Source organism: Streptomyces sp. NPDC045470 (assembly GCF_040646595.1).
Classification (GTDB): Bacteria; Actinomycetota; Actinomycetes; order Streptomycetales; family Streptomycetaceae; genus Streptomyces.
In genome coordinates this window covers 314850-335543 of record NZ_JBEZAN010000004.1, presented here as the reverse complement: position 1 = coordinate 335543, position 20694 = coordinate 314850, and the positions used below count along the sequence as shown (strand labels likewise).

At 72.9% G+C, this 20694-nt stretch carries 14 protein-coding genes; 1 reads left to right on the top strand and 13 read right to left on the bottom strand.

Annotated features, from left to right (window positions below; genetic code table 11):
* Positions 1–9: 9 nt before the first annotated feature.
* From AB0A97_RS15845 to AB0A97_RS15835, 3 genes are all read right to left on the bottom strand, one after another.
* Entirely contained in the window at positions 10–2892 is a 2883-nt protein-coding gene (locus tag AB0A97_RS15845) for a tetratricopeptide repeat protein (protein WP_361149471.1), read from the bottom strand.
* Positions 2893–2991: 99 nt separating this feature from the next.
* Entirely contained in the window at positions 2992–5634 is a 2643-nt protein-coding gene (locus AB0A97_RS15840; RefSeq protein WP_361149468.1) for a bifunctional FO biosynthesis protein CofGH, read from the bottom strand.
* 310 nt (positions 5635–5944) lie between these two features.
* Positions 5945–6769 carry a TIGR03619 family F420-dependent LLM class oxidoreductase gene (locus AB0A97_RS15835; RefSeq protein ID WP_361149465.1) on the bottom strand — a complete coding sequence of 275 codons (825 nt, stop codon included), beginning with the start codon at positions 6767–6769 and terminating at the stop codon, positions 5945–5947.
* Between the two features lie 214 nt (positions 6770–6983).
* Between AB0A97_RS15835 and AB0A97_RS15830 the strand changes: the two genes are divergently transcribed.
* Positions 6984–8495 carry a CehA/McbA family metallohydrolase gene (locus AB0A97_RS15830; protein ID WP_361149462.1) on the top strand — a complete coding sequence of 504 codons (1512 nt, stop codon included), beginning with the start codon at positions 6984–6986 and terminating at the stop codon, positions 8493–8495.
* 9 nt (positions 8496–8504) lie between these two features.
* On the opposite strand, the gene AB0A97_RS15825 is transcribed toward AB0A97_RS15830, so the two are convergent.
* The 10 genes from AB0A97_RS15825 to AB0A97_RS15780 all read right to left on the bottom strand — a co-directional run bounded on the left by AB0A97_RS15825 (position 8505) and on the right by AB0A97_RS15780 (position 20523).
* The gene (locus tag AB0A97_RS15825) at positions 8505–8867 is read right to left on the bottom strand and encodes a DUF6415 family natural product biosynthesis protein (RefSeq protein WP_361150166.1); all 363 of its coding nucleotides are present in this window, start codon (positions 8865–8867) and stop codon (positions 8505–8507) included.
* Between the two features lie 717 nt (positions 8868–9584).
* The gene (locus AB0A97_RS15820; RefSeq protein ID WP_361149460.1) at positions 9585–11174 is read right to left on the bottom strand and encodes an APC family permease; all 1590 of its coding nucleotides are present in this window, start codon (positions 11172–11174) and stop codon (positions 9585–9587) included.
* 237 nt (positions 11175–11411) lie between these two features.
* Positions 11412–12905: an aldehyde dehydrogenase family protein gene (locus tag AB0A97_RS15815; protein ID WP_361149457.1), complete on the bottom strand. Its 1494-nt coding sequence runs from the start codon at positions 12903–12905 to the stop codon at positions 11412–11414.
* A complete protein-coding gene (locus AB0A97_RS15810) occupies positions 12902–14632 on the bottom strand; it encodes a D-aminoacylase (protein WP_361149454.1) in 1731 nt (576 codons plus the stop codon). The genes AB0A97_RS15815 and AB0A97_RS15810 overlap by 4 nt, the downstream gene beginning before the upstream one ends.
* A 19-nt stretch (positions 14633–14651) precedes the next feature.
* Positions 14652–15788: an LLM class flavin-dependent oxidoreductase gene (locus AB0A97_RS15805; RefSeq protein ID WP_361149451.1), complete on the bottom strand. Its 1137-nt coding sequence runs from the start codon at positions 15786–15788 to the stop codon at positions 14652–14654.
* 161 nt (positions 15789–15949) lie between these two features.
* Complete coding sequence (locus AB0A97_RS15800; RefSeq protein WP_361149448.1) at positions 15950–16729, bottom strand: SDR family NAD(P)-dependent oxidoreductase; 780 nt, start codon at positions 16727–16729, stop codon at positions 15950–15952.
* Between the two features lie 32 nt (positions 16730–16761).
* Complete coding sequence (locus tag AB0A97_RS15795) at positions 16762–17709, bottom strand: TIGR03619 family F420-dependent LLM class oxidoreductase (protein WP_361150164.1); 948 nt, start codon at positions 17707–17709, stop codon at positions 16762–16764.
* A gap of 181 nt (positions 17710–17890) precedes the next feature.
* Entirely contained in the window at positions 17891–18274 is a 384-nt protein-coding gene (locus AB0A97_RS15790; protein ID WP_361149446.1) for a DUF393 domain-containing protein, read from the bottom strand.
* A gap of 58 nt (positions 18275–18332) precedes the next feature.
* Positions 18333–19139 carry an alpha/beta hydrolase gene (locus tag AB0A97_RS15785; protein WP_361149443.1) on the bottom strand — a complete coding sequence of 269 codons (807 nt, stop codon included), beginning with the start codon at positions 19137–19139 and terminating at the stop codon, positions 18333–18335.
* A gap of 127 nt (positions 19140–19266) precedes the next feature.
* The gene (locus tag AB0A97_RS15780) at positions 19267–20523 is read right to left on the bottom strand and encodes an amidohydrolase family protein (RefSeq protein WP_361149440.1); all 1257 of its coding nucleotides are present in this window, start codon (positions 20521–20523) and stop codon (positions 19267–19269) included.
* Positions 20524–20694 lie beyond the last annotated feature (171 nt).

Here is a 20694-nt window from a genome sequence, read left to right as displayed (position 1 = left end):
GGACGGCGGTCACCGCGCGTGCTCGGCGGCTGCTTCGGTCATCCGGTCCAGGAGTACGCGGCGGAGGGCTGCCAACTGTTCGGCTCCCGCCGCGTCCGGGCCCGGCCACGCCCCGGCCAGGTCCCGCAGCCCGGACTCCACCTCGGCCAGGCGCTCCCAGGAGGCACCGTCGTCGAGCAGGCCGGTGAGCACGGCATGGGCGCCGGTCCAGTCGGCAAGGGCACAGCGGCTGACGGCGGCGGCGACGGCGGGGCCGGTGAAGTCGTCACCGTCCGGCGGCCGGGCCTCCGCGCCGTCCCGTAGCGCTTCCCAGGCGGGCGCGGCGGCCCGTGGTCCGCTTGCGGCGCAGGTGAGGAGCGCGGCCTCGTACCGCACCGGCAGTGCGTCCGGCGCGAGAGCCGCGGCCGTCTCGACGGCCTCGCGTGCCGCGTCGAGCCGTCCCGCGCGGCGCAGGCATCCGGCGCGCCCGGCCTGGAAGGCGGCCCGTGCCTCGTCCGGCACGGCGGACCGGTCGGTTTCGGCCAGTGCCCTGTCGTAGTCGGCAAGCGCTTCTTCCGCCGCCCCCAGCAGCGCGTGTGCCTTGGCGCGGCGGGCGAGGAGCCAGGCATCGGCCGCCCCGAGGGTGACGACCCGGCCGAAGTCCGCCACCGCTTCCGCGGGCCGCCCCGCGAGGAGGGCGACCCTTCCCCGGGCTCCGGCGGCCCACGCGTAGACCGGGTTGACGGCCAGCGCCCGGTCGAACTCCGCCAGCGCTTCGGTGTACCGGCCCATGGCGCGGTAGGTCATGCCCCGCTCGGCCATCGCCCAGGCGTAGTCCGGGTACAGCTCGATGGCGTGCTCCAGCACCGCCAGCGCCTCTTCGTGGCGGCCCAGGTGGCGCAGGCAGACGGCGCGGCTGCCGTGCGCCGGCGGGTAACGGGGGTCCAGCTCCAGCGGCCGGTCGAACGCGGTCAGCGCCTGCTCGTACCTGCCCATGAGGCGGTTGGCCTCGCCGAGGTGGAAGGCTGCGGTGACCGAGCGCGGATCGAGGGCCAGGGCCCGGGTGAAGTCCTGGACGGCGGGCTCGAAGTCGCGCCGGTACCGGTGGGTCAGCCCTCGCCCGACCAGCGCGTGCGCGTCGTCCGGTGCCAGCTCCAGGCACCGGTCGAAGTCGGCGAACGCCTGCTGCCACGACTCGGCCTTGCGGTGTTCCCGGCCGCGCAGGCGGTGGATCAGCGCCTGCTCCGGCGCGCCGAGACCGGGCCGGGCGAGCAGCGTGGTCAGGGCCTGCGTCAGCCCCTCCGCCCCGTCGAGGGCGGCCAGCAGCCGTTCACCCCAGTCGCGTACCTCGGGCGCGTCCGCGTCCGCCCCGGCCTTCCGTACGGTCTCGGCGACCAGGCGTACGGCGGGCGGCTCGTACCGCGCGGTGGCCGTCACCTCGGACAGGGCCTCGGGCAGGAACCCCCGCGGGTCGGCGCACAGCCCGTGGTAGATCTCCCCCAGCCGCAATTCCCGCCACCGCTCGTCGCGGTGGCACGCGCCCGCGTCGCTGTCCTCCCCGTACCTGCCGCCCCCGCCCCCGGAGCCGTCCGGGCCGTCCCCCGCGCACTCCGCCCGCCACCGCCGTGCGGCCTCCGCCAGCCGCCCGTGCCGCTCGGCCCAGAGGCGCGGCGAGCGGCGGCGCTGGAGGCGGAGCATCGCCGTACGGACCACCTCGTGGTACTGCCACCGCCCGCCGCGCTCGGTGACGAACGGCAGGGTGCACAGCCGGCCGAAGTGTCCTGCGGCCTCGGCGTCCACCGCTTCCCGGTACACGTCCTCGTCCAGGTGGCACGGCAGGGCGGCGGCCAGCGCGGCTTCCCTCCGTACCGGGTCGGTCTCCCACTTCAGGAAGCGTTCGACGGCCGTGTCGCTGGGGTCGTCGACGGCCTCCGCCGCGCGTGGCCGGTTGCCCGCGAGCGTCGAGACGAGCACCGGGAGGCCGCCGGAGAGCCGCAGGATGGCGTCGACGGTGCCGGGGTCGGTGATGTCCTTGGCGGACAGGTACTGCCGGGCCTCGGCCTCCGTGAAGGCGTCCAGCGGTACGTCGGTGACGTGTTCGAGGTGGTCGGCCCAGCAGCCCCGGTCCAGTGCGTCCCGGCCGGAGAGGGTGACCATGACGTTCTGCGCGAGCGGGCCGTAGCGGTCGCTGAAGAGGACGTCGCGCAGCCAGGTGTCCAGGAGCGGGCCGGTCGCCTCGTAGGTGTCGAAGAACAGCGCCAGGACGGGTACGGCGTCGGCGGCGTCGCTCAGTTCCCGTACGAAGACCGGGGTCAGCACCTCGACCGGGGACAGGACCAGCCGTACGTCGTCATGGTTGCGCAGCCGCGCGCCGATGCGGCTGCGCAGCCGCTCGGTGCCCCGGGCGACCTGGGTGGTGTCCACCACGCTCGTGAAGGGCCCGACGCCCGGGATGAGGCCCAGGCCCGCCATACCCGCTCTGGCGATGATCATGTTGCCGGGCGAGGGCGGCGCCTCGTCACCCGGCTCGTCCGGGCCCGCGAGCGCCGCCTCGGCCTCGTGCCGCCGCTCACGGTAGGTGGCCAGCAGCTTGTCGAAGGACTTCAGCGCGGCGCCCTGGCGGGCCAGCCGGGCACTGATCTCGGCCATCGCCTCCGGGACGCTGTGCACCGACTCGTCCGTGCAGACGGTCAGCGCTCCCCGTTCGCGTGCCATCTGCTCGAAGCGCCGGACCAGGGAGGTCTTTCCGACGCCGCCCTGGCCGTGCAGGTGGTGCAGGAACCGGAAATCCGGATCGGCGGTGTCCCGGCCGAGGTTCGCGCGGAACGCGGCCAGTTCGCTCTCCCGGCCGACGAAGCCGTCCCCGCTCCGGGCCCGGAGCAGTTCCTGGCGCGAGAGCCGTCTGCGGTCCACCGCTCACCTCCCGGCCCGCGCCCCCCGGCGGGCTCTGGGAGGTAACCGTAGCGCCGCGGGGTGCTCCGCGCTGCCCTGCTCCGGCCGCCCCCGGTCCCGCTACTCCACCACCGGCAGCAACTCCGGCAGATGCCCGTCCGAGGCGAGCGCCGCCGCCTCCCGCTCCGCCGCCACCGGCCCGTACAGCGTCGTGCGGGCGCGCGACGGGCGGCCCGCGGCGTCCGCGATGGCGACCAGGTCCTGGATGGAACGGTACGAGCCGTAACTGGAGCCCGCCATCCGGGAGATGGTCTCCTCCATCAGGGTGCCGCCGAGGTCGTTGGCGCCGGAGCGGAGCATCTCGGCGGCGCCTTCCGTGCCCAGTTTGACCCAGCTCGTCTGGATGTTGGGGATGTGCGGGTGGAGCAGTACGCGGGCCATGGCCGTCACGGCGCGGTTGTCGCGGGTGGTGGGGCCGGGGCGGGCGATGCCGGCCAGGTAGACGGGCGCGTTGGTGTGGATGAACGGCAGCGTCACGAACTCCGTGAACCCGCCGGTCTCCTGCTGGATCCCGGCGAGCAGCCGCAGGTGGCCGAGCCAGTGCCGGGGCTGGTCGACATGGCCGTACATCATCGTCGAGGACGAGCGGATGCCCAGCTCGTGGGCGGTCTTGACGACCTCGACCCAGGTGGCGGTGGGGAGCTTGCCCTTGGTCAGCACCCAGCGGACCTCGTCGTCGAGGATCTCGGCGGCGGTGCCGGGGATGCTGTCCAGGCCGGCGGCCTTGGCCTCGCTCAGCCACTCACGGATGGACAGGCCGGTGCGGCTCGCGCCGTTGACGACCTCCATCGGCGAGAAGGCGTGGACGTGCATCCCGGGGACGCGTTCCTTGACGGCGCGCGCGATGTCGAAGTACGCGGTGCCGGGCAGGTCGGGGTGGATGCCGCCCTGCATGCAGACCTCGACCGCGCCCACGTCCCACGCCTGCTGGGCGCGGTCGGCGACCTGGGAGAGGGAGAGGGTGTACGCGTCGGCGTCCGTACGGCGCTGGGCGAAGGCGCAGAAGCGGCAGCCGGTGTAGCAGACGTTGGTGAAGTTGATGTTGCGGGTGACGATGTACGTGACGTCGTCGCCGACCGTGGCGCGGCGCAGGTCGTCGGCGATGCCGCACAGCGCGTCCAGCGCCGGGCCGTCGGCGTGCAGCAGGGCCAGCGCCTCGGCGTCGGTGAGCTTGGTCGGGTCGTCGGCGGCCTGCGCGAGGGCGGCGCGGACGTCCGTGTCGATGCGTTCGGGAGCCATGCCGGGGGCTGCGGCCTCGCGCAGCGCGTCCCAGTCGCCGTACACCTCGTCGAAGTCGTCGCGCCGGTCGGCGGTGCGGCCGTCCGTGTCGATGGTGCGGTGCAGGTCCGTACGGCCCGAGGAGCTCATCGAGAAGCCTTCGTCGGGCTCCTGCCAGGGGCGGCCCTCGACCTTCGCGTCCGGGCGGGCCAGCCCGGTCTCCGGGTCGGCCAGGGCCCGTACGTGCGGCAGCAGGCGCGGGTCGAGCCAGGGCTCGCCGCGCTGGACGTACTCCGGGTAGACGGCGAGCCGCTCGCGCAGCTCGAAGCCCGCGGCGGCGGACTTCTCGGCCAGCTCCTCGATCTGCGGCCAGGGCAGCTCGGGGTTGACGTGATCGATCGTCACCGGGGAGACGCCGCCCCAGTCGTCGATGCCCGCGTCGATGAGCAGCGCGTACTCGGAGTCGACGAGGTTGGGCGGCGCCTGGAGGCAGCCGGCCGGGCCCAGGATGTGCCGGGCGACGGCGACGGTGGCGGCCAGGTCCTCCAGTTCGGCGTCCGGCATGCCGCGCATCGCCGTGTCCGGTTTGGCGCGGAAGTTCTGCACGATGACTTCCTGGATGCCGTGGTACGCGCGCTGCACCTTGCGGAGCGCGAACAGTGACTCGGCGCGCTCCTCGTACGTCTCGCCGATGCCGATGAGCAGGCCGCTCGTGAAGGGCACGTTGGAGCGTCCGGCGTCCTCCAGGACGCGCAGCCGGACGGCCGGTTCCTTGTCCGGGGAGCCGTAGTGCGGGGCGCCGGGCTCGCTCCACAGGCGCTCGGCGGTGGTCTCCAGCATCATGCCCATCGACGGCGCGACCGGCTTCAGCGTCTGGAAGTCCGTCCAGGACAGCACGCCCGGGTTGAGGTGGGGCAGCAGCCCGGTCTCCTCCAGGATGCGGATCGCGATGGAGCGCACGTACGCGATCGTGGAGTCGTACCCCTCGGCCTCCAGCCACTCGCGCGCCTCGGGCCAGCGCTCCTCCGGCTTGTCGCCGAGCGTGATCAGCGCTTCCTTGCAGCCCAGTTCGGCGCCGCGGCGGGCGATGTCCAGCACCTCGTCCGGGGACATGAACATGCCGTGGCCGGCGCGGCGCAGCTTGCCGGGGACGGTGACGAACGTGCAGTAGTGGCACTTGTCGCGGCACAGGCGCGTGAGGGGGATGAACACGCTTTTGGAGTACGTGATGACACCGGGCCGCCCGGCGGCCGCCAGGCCGGCGTCGCGCACCCGGGCGGCGGACGCGCACAGGTCGCGCAGGTCGTCGCCGCGCGCCTGGAGCAGCACCGCGGCCTCCGCGGCGTCGAGCGCGACGCCGTCGCGGGCGCGCTTGAGGGCGCGGCGCATGGCGTTGGCGGTGGGGGCGGTGGCGGAAGAGGGTGTGCCGGTGGGGACCGCCACCCGGTCCGTCCCCTGCCCGGGTACCTGCGCGCTGCTAGTCATCCAACGAGCATACGAGCGACCACCGACAGTGCCGCCGACCGGCCGGCCTGCGACGGTGTGCCACTGATCACGTCAGACGGAGGTTCCCTCCGGGGCGGGGGCGGGCAGCCTGGGCGGGAGTGGTGCGACCGGGTGCGGAGGTGTACCGGGCCGGGCCCCGCCGCCCTCGCCGGGGGCCTGCCGTCCCTCACGTGGCCTCTGCCGCCCTCGCCGGGGGCCTGCCGTCCCTCACGTTGGCCCCTGCCGCCCTCGCCGGACGCCCTGCGCCCTTCCCCAGCCCTGCCGCCCCCGCCGAGTGACCAGCCGCCCCTCACAGATACTGCGCGTACTCGTCCAGCGTCCGCAGCACCTCCGCCTCCCCCGCCGACGGCAGCCCCACGACGACCTCCTCCAGCCCCAAGTCCCGCAGCCGCGCCAGTTTCCCGGCCGACGGCTGCACCGCGTACGGCACCACCACCGGCTCGCCGTCCCGGCCCGCGTCCGTCCACGCCTGCCGCAGGGCCGGCAGCGCCTCCGCCAGCCCCGCGCCGCCGATCGGCAGCCAGCCGTCCGCGTACTCCGCGATGCCCGCGAAGAGCCGCGGGCCCGGCGCGCCGCCGAGCAGCGTGCGCGGCGCGCCCTTGACCGGCTTCGGATGCGCCAGGCTGGCCCGTACCGAAGCGAAGCGCCCCTCGTACGCCGTCGGCTCCTCCGCCCACAGGGCGCGCATCAGCAGCATCCGTTCCCGCACCAGCGCGCGCCGCGAGGACCACTCGACCCCGTGGTCCGCCGCCTCCTCCACGTTCCAGCCGTACCCCACCCCGAACGTGAACCGCCCGCCCGAGAGGAAGTCCAGCGTGGCGACCTGCTTGGCCAGGGCGATCGGGTCGTGCTGAGCGACGAGGGTGACGCCGGTGGCGACCGTCAGCCGTTCGGTGACGGCGGCGGCCTGCCCCAGCGCCACGAACGGGTCGAGCGTGCGCCCGTACTCGCGGGGCAGCGGCTCACCCATGGGGGCGGGCGTGTCGCGGCTGGCCGGAATGTGCGTGTGCTCCGGGAGGTAGAGCCCGGCGAACCCGCGCTGCTCCAGCTCCCGGGCCAGCCGGTCGGGCCGGACGGTCTCGTCGGTCAGGAAGATGGTGGTCGAGATCCGCATACTGGGCGTACCTCCGCGTCGGCAGTGTTCCCTTCCTACCGCCGGGAAGGGGCAACGTCCATGAGGCGCCGGTGCGGTGGCCGCGGAACACGCCACACGACGCGCCACACAGGAGCGTTTCCGGCCCGCCCCCTTCCCTTGCCCGTCCGTTCACGCCTCAATACGAGGGTTTCCGTACGCCGGTTCCGCCACGCCTCCCCGGGAGCGATGCCCCATGTGCGACGACGACAGACCCAGCGGCCCGCTCGGACGCCGCGCCCTCCTGGTGACGGGAGCCGCCGCGGCGCTTACGTTGAACGGTGTGAGCTTCGCGGCAGCCGACAGCGACGGCCGGGCCGGTGCGACCACACGCAAGGTCACCGGGCGCCTCCCCGCCGGCTGCCCCGACTACGTCCACCTCCCCGTCGAAATCCCCGACGGTGTACGCGAGATCGCCGTCTCCTACACCTACGACCGCCCCGCCACCCCACCCGGCACCGCGGGCAACGCCTGCGACATCGGCATCTTCGACGAACGCGGCACGGACCTCGGCGGACGCGGCTTCCGCGGCTGGTCGGGCGGCGCCCGTACGGAGTTCTTCCTCCGCGCCGACGACGCGACGCCCGGCTACCTCCCCGGCCCCCTCAACCCCGGGACCTGGTACATCGCCCTCGGCCCGTACACCGTGGCCCCGCAGGGCCTCACCTACGAAGTGACCATCACCCTCCACTACGGCTCCCCCGGCACCCCGCCTGTGCCCTCTTACCCTCCCCAACGCGCCGAAGGCCGCGGCCGTTCCTGGTACCGGGGCGACAACCACCTCCACTCCGTCCACTCCGACGGCAAGCGCACCCCCGCCCAGATCGCCGCCCTCGCCCGCGCCGCCGGCCTGGACTTCATCACCACCACCGAGCACAACACCACCTCCTCGCACCGGGCCTGGGAGGGCCTGTGGGGCGATGACCTGCTCATCCTCACCGGCGAAGAGGTCACCACGCGCAACGGCCACGTGGTGGCGATGGGCACCGACCCCGGTGTCTTCATCGACTGGCGCTACCGCGCCCGCGACGCCGTCTTCGACCGCTTCGCACGCCGCATCCACCGCGCGGGCGGCCTCGTCATCCCGGCCCACCCGCACGCCACCTGCATCGGCTGCAACTGGAAGTTCGGTTACGAAGAGGCCGACGCGGTCGAGGTCTGGAACGGCCCCTTCACCCTCGACGACGAGGTCGCCATCGCCGAGTGGGACAACGCCCTGGTGGCACACGCCCACGACCGGGGCCGCTTCCTCCCCGCCGTCGGCCACAGCGACGCCCACCGCGACCCGGACGTCATCGGCCTCCCCCAGACCGTCGTCCACGCCGACGCCCTCTCGCGACACGCCATCCTCGACGGCATCCGCAAGGGCCACGCCTACCTCGCCGAATCGTCCTCCCTCTCCCTCACCTTCACCGCCACCGGCCCCAAGGGCGAACACGCCACCATCGGCGACCGCCTCCCCGTACACGACTCGACCCCGGTCACCATCCGCCTCGCCGTCACCGGCGCCCCACCCGACAGCACCATCCGCTTCCTCACCGACCAGGGCCAACGCTTCACCACCCCCGCCACGGGAACCGCCACATGGCACACCACCCCGGCCAACGCCGCCTACGTACGCGCGGAGGTCCGCCACCCGACGACGACACCGGGGGCGCCGGGCCCGATGGCGGCCATGACGAATCCGATTTTCCTGGGCCAGAACTGACGCCGGCCATCACGCTCCCTCCTCAGGCCTCCGGTCCGGGAAGTAGCTCAGCAGGTGATCGGCGACGTGGGCGACGTAGCCGAGGTACGAGATGCTGCTGCCCGTATGGGTCCACGTCAGGGCCGTACGGGCACGCGCGACCGTGTCGCAGCCCCGGTCCCACTCCAGCGAGGTGCGGGGCAGCCGCCCTACACGCTCGTCGACCAGGGGGATCAGCTGGGACAGAATGGCCCGCACCTCACCCATCAGCCGCGCCGCGTCCTCCGTCGCCGAGCAGCTCCGCACCTGCGCCCTGATCGCGCCGATGGTGCGGCGCGCCGCCTCGAAGTCGACTCCCGCCGGCACCGCACCCGCCTGCTCCCGTGGCTCCATGTCCCTCACCGCTGCTTCCTCGTTACCCGGGTACCGGCCCACCTCGTCCGTGGTGCCCTGTCCTGCACGGAGACAACTCGGTGTGGCGCCCGCGCGGGTACCGTGGAAGGCGGGCAGGGACATGAAAGCCATGAATACTGCCGGCAGTTGAGCATGGCGACCAGTCGGCGCCCACCGAACACCGGTCTCGCGCTCCTGCTCCGGCAGGCCACATGGACCGAGCAGCAGTTCGCCAACGCGGTGAACCGTGCGGGGACGGAAGCGGGTCTCACCCTCCGGTACGAGCAGTCGGCCGTCGCCCACTGGCTCTCCGGCACCATGCCGAGGCCCCAGGTCCGGCCCGTCGTCCTGGAAGCCCTGGCCAGGCGCCTCGGACGTCCCGTCACCCACGCCGAAGCCGGTTTCCCCACCCGGCCGGGCAGTGCGCCCCCGGCCGGGAGCGCAGCCGTCGAAGAACTCCTCGACCTGAGCCGCGACGACATGGACCCGTCCCGCAGGGGCGTCCTGCAAGCCGGCCTCTACTCGGCCGCCCTGGCCGTGCCGCTCTTCTCCGACCTCGCCGGACGCGCCGAAGCGGCGGCGCGTCCGGGCCGGACCGGCCGTGTCGGGGCGGCACAGGTCGAGACGGTCCGGGCGGTGACCGACCGGGGGGCGGACATCCTCGACGAGTTCGGGGGCCTGGCCTCGTCGGAGGCCGGCGGGGCGGTTTCGCCCGTTCTACTCCTCCACCACCATCACCGGCGTAGCCCGCGTCAGCACCTCACCCCGGAAGAACGCCGGGCTGCGCCGCCGCATCACCAGCATGAGGACGAAGCCGAGCAGGAGCAGGCCGACGCCGATGACGAAGACCGAGCCGACGCCGAGGACGGAGCTGCCGGAGCCGTAGGCCGGGTTCCACATGTCGAGGAGAGTCTTGGTGAAGACGGCGGTCAGGAGCAGGCCGCCGAGGGCCGGGAAGACGCCCTTGAAGAGCAGGTCGCGGGCGGAGCGGCGCAGTTCGCGGCGGAAGTACCAGGCGCAGGCGAAGGCCGTGATCGCGTAGTAGAAGCAGATCATGAGGCCGAGGGCGTAGATGGTGTCGACGAGGACGTTCTGGGAGAGGAAGGTCATGCCCGCGTAGAAGACGCCGGTGGCGATGCCCGCCGCGACGGTGGCGCGGCCCGGGGAGCGGAAGCGCGGGTGGATGCGGGCGAAGGACGGCGGCAGTGCCTCGTACGCGCTCATCGCCAGGACCGTGCGGGCCACCGGGATGAAGGTGGTCTGGAGGCTGGCGGCGGCGGAGGCGAGGACCGCGACGAAGAGGAGTACGCCGAGGACCGGGCCCATGACGGGGGTGGCGAGGGCGGCGAAGACGTTGTCGGCGGTGTCGGGGTTGCCCAGGCCGGGGCCTTCGGTGCCGACGCCGGAGTACATCTGGGCGGCGACGGCGGTCAGCAGGTACGAGCCGATGAGGACGAGCATGGCGAGGAGGGCGGCGCGGCCGGGGGTCTTGGCACTGCCGGCGGTCTCTTCGTTGACGGTCAGGCAGGCGTCCCAGCCCCAGAACATGAAGATCGAGAGGGACAGGCCCGCGGTGAAGGCGGAGAAGGACTGGACGGCGAAGGGGTTCAGCCAGCTCGTCGAGAAGTGGAGGGAGCCGGTGAAGGCGCCGGAGCCGGCCTTGGCAAAGGCCATGACCACGAAGACGGCCAGGACGGCCAGTTGGAGGCCGACCAGCGCGTACTGGACGCCTTTCGTGGCGGTCATGCCGCGGTAGCTGACGGCGGTGGCGAGGGCGATGAAGGCCAGGCACGTCAGGACGTGGGCGGCCTTGTTGCCGTCCAGGGCGGCGACGGCGTCGCTGCCGGTGAGTTCGCCGAGCAGGAGCCAGAAGAAGGAGGTGGCCACGCCGGCCAGGTTGGAGAGGACGATGATCGTGGCGATCACCAGTCCCCAGCCGCACATCCAGCCGATGCGGGGGCCGAACGCCTTGACCGACCAGGTGAAGGACGTACCGCAGTCGGGTACGGCCTTGTTCAGCTCGCGGTAGGCGAAGGCGACCAGCAGCATGGGCAGGAAACCGGCGAGGAAGACGGCCGGCATCTGGAGGCCGACCTCGCCGACGGTGGGGCCGAGGGTCGAGGTCAGGCAGTAGACGGGGGCGACGGTCGAGACGCCGATGACGGCGCTGCCGAGGAGGCCGACGGAGTTGCCGCTCAGGCCCTTGCCGCGGGTACCGCCGGTGCCGCCGACGGGCGTGTCACCAGCCGTGCCGGCGGCCCTCGTTACCGTGTCTCCGGCCGGGAGCCGGGGGTCTACCTGAACCATGAACAGGACGTTAAGGGCTGCTGTTTCCGCATCGGGGGGCTGGAGATCGACCCCTGAGTGCCGCCGTTTTCCTCGCTTAGCGAGGTGCGAATCGGGCATCGGTCGCGGTTTACAAGGTCGACTGCGCGTTACGAGCGGTAACTTGAAGGTCGTACCGTCGAGTTCCGGACTGCGGGAACCGCACCCCCGCCCGATTCGTCCCGTTTCAAAATTTTCCCGCACCGTCCCGCACCGGCCTCACCCCGGCCACACCACCGCCTGCGTCTCGCTGTACGCGTGCAGCGCGTACGAGCCGACATCGCGCCCCACCCCGCTCCGCTTGAAGCCGCCGAACGGCGCCTCCATGTTCCGGCCGACCGTGTTGACACCGACGCCGCCCGCCCGCAGCCGCCCCGCCACCCGGAACGCGCGCGCAACGTCGCCGGACCACACGTAGTCCAGCAGGCCGTAGTCGGTGTCGTCGGCGAGTGCGACGGCCTCCTCCTCGTCGGTGAAGGGGAGGACGACGATCACCGGGCCGAAGATCTCTTCGCGTACGACGCGCATGGTGGGGGCGCAGTCGGTGAAGAGGGTGGGGGCCACGTAGAAGCCGCGTGGCAGGGGTGGGCGCTCGCCGCCCGTGACCAGGCGGGCGCCTTCCTTCCTGCCCAGTTCGACGTACGACTCGACGCGGTCGCGGTGCGCGGCGGAGATCACCGGGCCGACGACGGTGTCCGCCGAGGCCGGGTCGCCGACCTTCAGCCGGCCGGCGTACGCGGCCAGCCGCTCCACCAGCCGGTCGTGGATGCCCCGCTGGGCCAGCACGCGCGTCGGCGCCGTACAGATCTGTCCGCTGTAGAAGGAGTACGTGGTGCCGATGCCGGCGACGGCCGCGTCCAGGTCGGCGTCGTCGAAGACCAGCGCGGCGCCCTTCCCGCCCAACTCCATGAGCTGGCGTTTCATGCCGCGTCCGCACACTTCGGCGATGCGCTGCCCGACGGCCGTGGAGCCGGTGAAGCTGACCATGTCCACGTCCGGGGCGTCCACCGCGGCCTCGCCGATCGCCGGGTCCGTGCCGGTCACGAGGTTGACGACGCCCGGTGGCGCGCCGCCCTCGTCCAGCGCCTCCTGGAGCGCCTCGGCGAGGCGGTGGACGGAGAGCGGGTCCTGCGGGGCGGGCTTGATCACGACGGTGTTGCCCATGGCCAGGGCGGGCGCGATCTTGCCTGCCGGGTTGGCCCAGGGGTTGTTGTACGAGGTGACGCAGGTGACGACGCCGACGGGGCGGCGCACCGCGAGCGCGCCGAGGACGGCGGCCTTCCCGAACGGGCCCGCCTCGTTGATCTGCGGGGGCAAGGGGGTTTCCACCGGCTCCAGCGCTCCGCGCGCGTACCGCCTGAGGCGGGCGACGGCGACGCCCACCTGCATCGCGCGGGCGGTGCCGGCCGTCGCCCCGGTCTCCGCCTGCGCGAGCCGGGCGTACGGGCCGATGTGGCGCGCCAGGATCTCGGCGGCGCGCTCCAGCACCCGTGCCCGGGTCCCGGGCGCCGTGCGCGACCAGGGCCCGAACGCCTCGCGCGCCGCGCGGGCCGCCTCGTACACCTGGTCACGGCCCGCCTCCGCCGCCAGCCCGACGGTCTCCTCGGTCGCCGGGTCGATGACCTCGTAGTGACCCCGCTCCGGCGCGGTCCACTCGCCGCCGATCAGCAGCCGCTCATATCGCGATTCGGCCGCCCCGCCGGAAGCGCTCACCGCGTCCGCACCGTCTCGGTGTCCCGCCCCGACCGCAGCACCTTCCCCGGTACCGCCCCGGTCACCGCGCCGTCCCGTACCGTTTCGACGCCGTTGACCCGTACGCTCACGATCCCGGCGGCCTCCGAGTCCAGTCGCGGGCTGTCCCCGGGCAGGTCGTGCACCAGCCGGGCCGGGCCCGCGTCGATCCGTTCCGGGTCGAAGAGGACCAGGTCGGCGTGGTGGCCGACGGCGATCCGGCCACGGTCGCGCAGTCCGAAGAGCCGGGCCGGGTCGTCGGTCAGCATCCGTACGGCCGTCTCCAGCCCCGCCAGCTTCCGGCCGCGCAGACAGTCGCCGAGGAACCGCGTCGTGTACGGGGCGCCGCACATGCGGTCCAGGTGGGCGCCCGCGTCGGAGCCGCCCAGCATGACGTCCTCGTGCTGCCAGGTGCGCTGCCGCAGGGCCCAGCTTTCCGGGTCGTTGTCGGTCGGCATCGGCCACAGGACGGTGCGCAGCCCGTCCTCGGCGCAGATGTCGACCAGGGTGTGGAAGGGGTCCTGGCCGCGTTCGGCGGCGATGTCACCGACCACCCGGCCGGAGAGTCCCTGGTTCGCGGCGGAGTACGTGTCACCGATGACGTACCGGGCGAAGTCGGTCAGCCGCCGGAAGACGCCCGCCTCCTTGCTCGCCGCGCGCCGCAGCATCTCCTCCCGTACGGCCGGGTCGCGCAGCCGCGCGATGCGCTCCGGTACGGGCAGGGCGAGGACGTCGCCCCAGCCGGGGATGAGGTTGAGGGCGCAGAAGGTGCCCAGCGACATGTTCATGGGGGTGAGGATCGGCATGGTGAGGGCGACGATCCGGCCGCCCGCCTTACGGGCGCGCTCGCTCGCCTCCAGTTGCCGGGGCACGCGTTCGGGTACGGCCGCGTCGATGGTCAGCACGTTCCAGTTCAGGGGGCGCCCGGCGGCGGCCGACATCTCGACGAGCAGGTCGATCTCCTCGTCCGCGAACTGGTCGAGGCAGCCGGCGACGATGGCCTCGAGCTGGGTGCCCTCGTGGTCGGCGACCGCGCGGGACAGGGCGAGCAGTTCGGCGGGGCGGGCGTGGCGGGAGGCGACCGGTTGGCCGTCGCCGTCCGTGTGGGTGGCGGACTGGGTGGTGGACAGGCCCCAGGCGCCCGCGTCCATCGCGTCGTGGAACAGCCGCAGCATCGCGTCGAGCTGGGCCGCGGTGGGCTGTCCGCCGACGGCGTCGGGACCCATGACGTGGCGGCGCAGGGCGCAGTGGCCGACCATGAAACCCGCGTTGACGGCGGTCCGGCCGTCCAGCGCGTCCAGGTACTCGCCGAAGGTGGACCAGTTCCACGGCGCGCCCTGCTCCAGCGCCGCCAGCGACATGCCCTCGACGCGGCTCATCATGCGGCGCGTGTAGTCGGCGTCGCCGGGGCGGTCCGGGTTGAGCGGGGCGAGGGTGAAGCCGCAGTTGCCGCCCGCGACGGTGGTGACGCCGTGGTGCATGGAGGGGGTGGCGTACGGGTCCCAGAAGAGCTGGGCGTCGTAGTGGGTGTGCGGGTCGACGAAGCCGGGGGTGAGGACGAGGCCGTGGGCGTCCTCGGTGGTCCCGGCGGGGTCGGTGATGCTGCCGATGGCGGTGATGCGGCCGTGCTGCACGGCGAGGTCGGCCCGGTAGGCGGGGGCGCCGGTGCCGTCGACGATCGTGGCGCCCTTGATCAGGTGGTCGAGCATCCCCGGGTGCCCCTCTCCCTCAGGCGTCCGGTCCGGCGGCGCCCTGCCGGAAGCGGGCGGTCCGGTGCACCGGGTCGGTGTCGATCTTCGGGATCACGTGCTCGCCGATGAGGCGGATGGTGGTGAGGGTGTCCTCGGGCGAGACGCCGATGGGCAGGCCGAAGGAGAGCTGGTCGGCGCCGGCCTGTTCCCAGCGCTTGCACTGCCGGAAGACCTCGTCGGGGTCGCCGCAGATCATCAGCTCCTCGGCGATCAGCAGCTCGATGATCTCCTCGGTGTACTCGGGCAGCAGCTCGGGCCACTCCGGGATTCCCTCGGGGCGCGGGAACGTGTCGTGGTAGCGGAACAGCAGCGACTGGAGGTAGTTCAGCCCGCCGCCCACCGCGATCTCCACGGCCTTCCGGTGCGTCTCGGCGCAGATGGCGGTGGAGGTCACCATGACGTTGTCGTTGACGTACGCGCCGACCGGTTCGGCCTGCTCGACGGCCGTCTTGTACGACTCGACGACCCACTCCATGTCGGCGACCTTCTGCACGCTGAAGCCCAGTACACCCAGGCCCTTCTTCCCCGCCATCGCGTACGAGGACGGCGAGCCGGCCGCGTACCACATCGGCGGGTGCGCGGCCCCGTACGGCTTGGGCAGCACCTTCCGGGGCGGCAGTTGCCAGTGCTTCCCCTGAAACCCCTGGTACTCGTCCTGGAGCCACATCTTCGGGAACTCGGCGATGGTCTCTTCCCACAGCTCCTTGGTGTGGTTCATGTCCGTCACGCCCGGCATGAACCCGAGGATCTCGTGGCTGCCCGCGCCGCGCCCGGTGCCGAACTCGAAGCGGCCCCCGGAGAGGTGGTCGAGCATGGCGGCCTTCTCGGCGACCTTGACGGGGTGGTTGACCGGGGCGAGCGGGTTGAAGATGCCGGAGCCGAGGTGGATGCGCTCGGTGGCGTGGGCGAGGTAGCCCAGGTAGACGTCGTTGGCGGAGAGGTGGGAGTACTCCTCCAGGAAGTGGTGTTCGGAGGCCCACGCGTACTTGAACCCGGACCGGTCGGCCTGGATGACGTACTCGGTCTCCTCCATCAGTGCGTGGTGCTCTGCCTCGGGGTCGACCTCCGCCCGCGCGGCGGGCACATATCCCTGTACGAACAGCCCGAATTCCAAGGGGGTTCACCGTCCCTCGTCCGCCCTGGCGCCACCACCTGACGCCCCGTCAGATCGGGTCCGACTCTCGCACCGGGCATCCGGAGCGTCAATACCTGACGGGCCATCAGGTACGGCACGGACAGGGCCGTGGTACGGACTTCGGAGGCACCGTACGCACCTCAGTACAGGCTGATGCCGGACAGCCAGCCGCCGTCGATGACGAACGGCTGCCCCGTGATGTACGAGGAGTCGTCGCACGACAGGAACAGCGCCAGCCGGGCCACCTCCTCCGGCCGGCCGATCCGCCCGAGGGGGACGGCCTTCGCATAGAACGCGTCCGGTTCCCGCGCGGAGGTGTCGGAGGCGCCCCCCGGTCCCCGCTCCGGCCGGGTCATCGGGGTGTCGACGGCCCCCGGACACATCGCGTTGACCCGGATGCCCCGGCCCGCCAGCTCCATCGCCGCCACCCGCGTCATGCCGACCACCGCGGCCTTGGACGCCGCGTACGCGGTCAGGTACGCCATGCCGGACAGCGCGGCGTACGAGGCGGTGTTCACGACGGTGCCGCCGCCGGCCGCCGTCAGCTCCGGGACCACCGCCCGCATCCCGAGGAACGTGCCGACCTGGTTGACCTGCACCACCTCCTGGAACTCGGCGAGCGGGGTGGCGGCCAGCTCGTTGAAGCGCAAAATTCCGGCGTTGTTGACCAGCCCGTCGACCGTGCCGAACGCCTCTCCGGCGGCCCGGACCGCCGCTTCCCAGTCCGCCTCCCGGCGCACGTCCAGGTGTACGTACCGGGCGTCGTCCCCCAGCTCCGCCGCCAGCGTCTCCCCCGGGCCGTCCAGCACGTCGCCCAGCACCACGCGGGCGCCCTCCGCGACGAAGAGCCGCGCCTCCTGCTCACCCTGGCCGCGTGCGGCGCCGGTGATGACGACGACCCGGCCGTCCAGCTTCCCCATGTGCACCGGTCCCTCCGCGAGCGCCGTGCGTCTCAGCAGTCGAAGTGCGGGGCCACCCCGGTGGCGAACGCCGCCATCTGGTCGGTCAGTTCGGTGCGGCTCCGGCTGCGGAACCGGACCTGGATCTGCCGCACCCCCATCGCCTGGTACGCGCGCAGGGACTCCGCCAGCCGCTCGGGCGGCCCGGTGAGGGTGCGCCGGCCGGTGTCCCACGCGGGCTCGCCGACGTACAGCGGCTCGGTGATGGCGCCGGCCTCGGCGGGCGTGCTGATCCCGGCTTCCGCCCGCAGCCGCCGCAGCTTGGCGAGCTGCGCCGGGAGCTGGTCCCTGCGGTCGCCCTGCGGCAGCCAGCCGTCGCCGCGTACGGCCGCTCTGCGGACGGCGGCGGGCGAGGAGCCGCCCACCCAGACCGGCGGGCGCGGCGTCTGTACGGGGCGGGGGCGCTGTCCCAGTCCGGCGAAGGCGCATCGTTTCCCTTGGTAGGCGGGGAACTCTTCCGGTCCCAGCGCCGCCTTCAGCGCGTCGACGGCTTCGTCCAGCAGGGCGCCGCGCCGCGTGAAGTCCACGCCGAGGGCGTCGAACTCCTCCGGTACGTGCCCGGCGCCGACCCCGAGGATCAGCCGCCCGCCCGAGAGGTGGTCCAGGGTCGCGTACTGCTTGGCGCTGACCAGCGGGTGCTTGAGGGCGGCCAGCGCGATGTGGCTGAGCAGCCGGACGCGGGTGGTGGCAGCCGCCAGGTAGGCGAGGGTGGCGACCGGGTCGTACCAGACCGTGCTCATGGCCGCGGCCAGCCGGCGCGGTATGCCGATGTGCTCGCAGCAGGCGATGTAGGCGAAGCCGTGGTGGTCGGCGGTGCGGGCGATCTCCACGAGGTCGGCGGGGCCGGCCGCGGCCTCCCACGGTTCCGTGTAGAGGGTGCTCTGCGACTGGACGGGGAGCTGGATGCCGTAGGCCAGCTTCCCGTCGGGCAGCACCCGCACCGCGTCGTCCGTACTGCCGGTGCTGTCGGTGCGTGTGCCGCTGTGTGTGCCGCTTCCCGTAGCGCTGTCCACGTCCGCGTCCACCCCCGGGCGCTCGGCCGACGGCCCGTCGTCGTCGGCTGGGGGTCATGGTGTGGGCTGACGGCCCGTCAGACAAGGGGGTGGGCGCTGGTGGCGGGCGTCAGGGCCGGAGGTGCGCGGGGAGCGAGCAGGCCGCGGTGCCGCCGGGCATGCGGTGGCGGTTGTCGGCGACCAGGCGGTAGACGGCGTGGGCGGCCTGGCGGAACGGCGGCAGGGTCAGCAGCGCACCGGGGACGGCCCACCGGCCGCGCGCACTCATCAGCAGCTTGGCGACCGCCTGCGCGCCGCCGTACACGGTTCCCGCCGGGGTGATCCAGAGCAGCTCGCGCTCGGCCCGCCCCTGGGTGACGCCGAGCGCCTCCAGGTCGGTGAACTGCCAGGCCGAGACGGTACAGCGGGGGTGGATGCGGCGTTCGGCGAAGCGCACGCAGGTGGTGCAGAAGCCGCAGTCCCCGTCGTAGACGAGTACAGGTCGGTTGGTCATGGCTCCATCATGCCGGGGCGCCGGCGGCGGTCCGGCGGCGCCCCGGACGGCGCTCCCCTCAGCCCGCGGCCGCCCCGATCCGCTCCCCTTCGTCCGCCGCCGCCCGCAGCAGCAGGTCGGCCAGCTCGCCGGGGCGCGAGAGCATGGGCCAGTGCCCGGTGTCGAGGTCGAAGAAGCCGACCCGGGGGTCGGCGAGCGCCGCGAAGGCCGGGTCGCCGGTGGCCACCAGGGCGCGGACGGCCGCGGTACTGGTGACGTTCTTCGTGCAGAAGATGCCGGTCGTGGGCAGCCCGGCCGTCGCGCCGGTCAGCCGGACCGGCTGGGTGAGGGTGGCCAGCGGCTGTGGCGCGGCGAGGCGGGCCAGCCGGTCCAGGCCGTCCTTGGAGATGCCGTCCAGGCTGCCCCAGATCTCCGTCTCGTCGAACGCGGGCGGGGGCAGGCGCCAGCCGTCGCCGTGTTCCTGGGCGCGGCGCCGCAGCCGTTCCCGTACGGCCGGGTCGGGCAGCGAGTCCAGGACGGCGGCGCCGTCGCGGGGCAGGCCGGCGTCCACGAACACGAGGCGGGCGATGCGCTCCGGGGCGCGGTCGGCGGCGGCCAGCGCCGGGTAGCTGCCGTAGCAGTGCGCGACCAGTACGGTCTCGCCCGCTTCGTGCGGCTCCCCCGCGCCCACGTGGTCCAGTACCTGCACCACGTCCTCGACATGGGTGTTCAGATCGGTGCCGGGGCCTGACAGGTGGCGGCGGTCTCCCATCCCGGTCAAGGTCACCGGATGCGCCCGGTGTCCCGCCGCGCGCAGGTGGTCCGCCACCTCCCGCCAGATCCATCCTCCGGTGTACCCGCCCGACACCAGCACGAACGTCATCATGTGTGTCACCTCCACTCGTCCCATCGTGACCGCAAGGCGGCCCGTAGGGGGAGGTTCCGGGTGCACGAAAGGCGGCATGTCGCACGGGCACGCGCCGGACCCGGCGTCGCACAGGCGCGCGCCGCCCCTACGCCCCCGCTCCCGGCCTCGCTCCCGGCCCCGTCCCGGAGCCCGCCCACAGCCCGTCCGGCGTCAGTCCGAGCAGGTCGATGGCGTTGCCGCGGACGATCCGTTCGACCGTCTCGGGCGCGAGGTGTCCCATCTGGGCCTCGCCGACCTCCCTGGAGCGCGGCCAGGTGGAGTCCGAGTGCGGGTAGTCGGTCTCGTAGAGGACGTTGCCGACGCCGATCGCGTCCAGGTTGCGCAGGCCGAAGGCGTCGTCGAAGAAGCAGCCGTACACGTGCCCGGCGAAGAGTTCGGAGGGCGGCCGCAGGACCTTGTCGGCGACGCCGCCCCAGCCGCGGTTCTCCTCCCAGACCACGTCGGCGCGTTCCAGGATGTACGGGATCCACCCGATCTGCCCCTCCGCGTACATGATCTTCAGGCCGGGGAAGCGGTCGAACGCTCCGCTCATCAGCCAGTCGACCATCGAGAAGCAGCAGTTGGCGAAGGTGATCGTGGAGCCGACGGCGGGCGGCGCGTCGGCGGAGGTGGACGGCATCCTGCTGGAGGAGCCGATGTGCATGGCGATGACGGTCCCGGTCTCCTCGCAGGCGCGCAGGAAGGGGTCCCAGTCACCGGTGTGAATACTGGGCAGGCCCAGATGTGGCGGGATTTCGCTGAAGCAGACCGCCCGTACGCCCCGCTCCGCGTTCCGGCGCACCTCCCGCGCGGCCAGTTCCGCGTCCCACAACGGGACGAGGCAGAGCGGTATGAGGCGTCCGCCCGCGGCCGGACCGCACCACTCCTCCACCATCCAGTCGTTGTACGCGCGCACGCCCAGCAGCCCCAGTTCGCGGTCCTTGGCCTCGGTGAAGGTCTGGCCGCAAAACCGCGGGAACGTGGGGAAACACAGCGCCGACTGCACGTGATTGACGTCCATGTCGGCCAGCCGCTCCGGGACGCTGAAGGAGCCGGGGCGCATCTGCTCGTAGGTGATGCCTTCGAGTCTGATGTCGTCGCGGGCGTAGCCGACGGCGGTGTCCAGGCGGGTCAGCGGGCGGTGCAGATCCTCGTAGACCCACCAGTCGGCGAGCGGGCCCTCTTCCCCCGGCCGGCCCATCTTCGGCGCGAACCTGCCGCCCACGAAGGTCATTTCCTTCAGTGGTGCCCGGACGATTCGGGGGCCGATGTCGTGATATTTCGAGGGGAGGCGGTCCCGCCAGACGTGCGGCGGCTCCACCGTGTGGTCGTCCACCGAGATTATCTTCGGAAAACTCTCCATGTTTTTACCGTAGCGTCGAACTGACGGGTCGTCAGTAACCCAGTGACGGGAGGGAATGCATGCAGACGGCACCGTTCCGGGCGCCGGCCGGGCGCCGCGCGGCCTCGCAGGCGGCTGAGCAGCGACGCTCGGGCCCCCGTCCGCACCCGGACCGCGCACGGGAAGCTGCAC

Coding starts and splice junctions, on each gene's coding strand:
- AB0A97_RS15835 (WP_361149465.1), bottom strand. CDS start 6,769: ATGCGGATCTCGACCACCATCTTCCTGACCGACGAGACCGTCCGGCCC.
- AB0A97_RS15780 (WP_361149440.1), bottom strand. CDS start 20,523: ATGGAGAGTTTTCCGAAGATAATCTCGGTGGACGACCACACGGTGGAG.
- AB0A97_RS15825 (WP_361150166.1), bottom strand. CDS start 8,867: ATGGAGCCACGGGAGCAGGCGGGTGCGGTGCCGGCGGGAGTCGACTTC.
- AB0A97_RS15820 (WP_361149460.1), bottom strand. CDS start 11,174: ATGGTTCAGGTAGACCCCCGGCTCCCGGCCGGAGACACGGTAACGAGG.
- AB0A97_RS15800 (WP_361149448.1), bottom strand. CDS start 16,729: ATGGGGAAGCTGGACGGCCGGGTCGTCGTCATCACCGGCGCCGCACGC.
- AB0A97_RS15790 (WP_361149446.1), bottom strand. CDS start 18,274: ATGACCAACCGACCTGTACTCGTCTACGACGGGGACTGCGGCTTCTGC.
- AB0A97_RS15830 (WP_361149462.1), top strand. CDS start 6,984: ATGTGCGACGACGACAGACCCAGCGGCCCGCTCGGACGCCGCGCCCTC.
- AB0A97_RS15840 (WP_361149468.1), bottom strand. CDS start 5,634: ATGACTAGCAGCGCGCAGGTACCCGGGCAGGGGACGGACCGGGTGGCG.
- AB0A97_RS15785 (WP_361149443.1), bottom strand. CDS start 19,139: ATGATGACGTTCGTGCTGGTGTCGGGCGGGTACACCGGAGGATGGATC.
- AB0A97_RS15810 (WP_361149454.1), bottom strand. CDS start 14,632: ATGCTCGACCACCTGATCAAGGGCGCCACGATCGTCGACGGCACCGGC.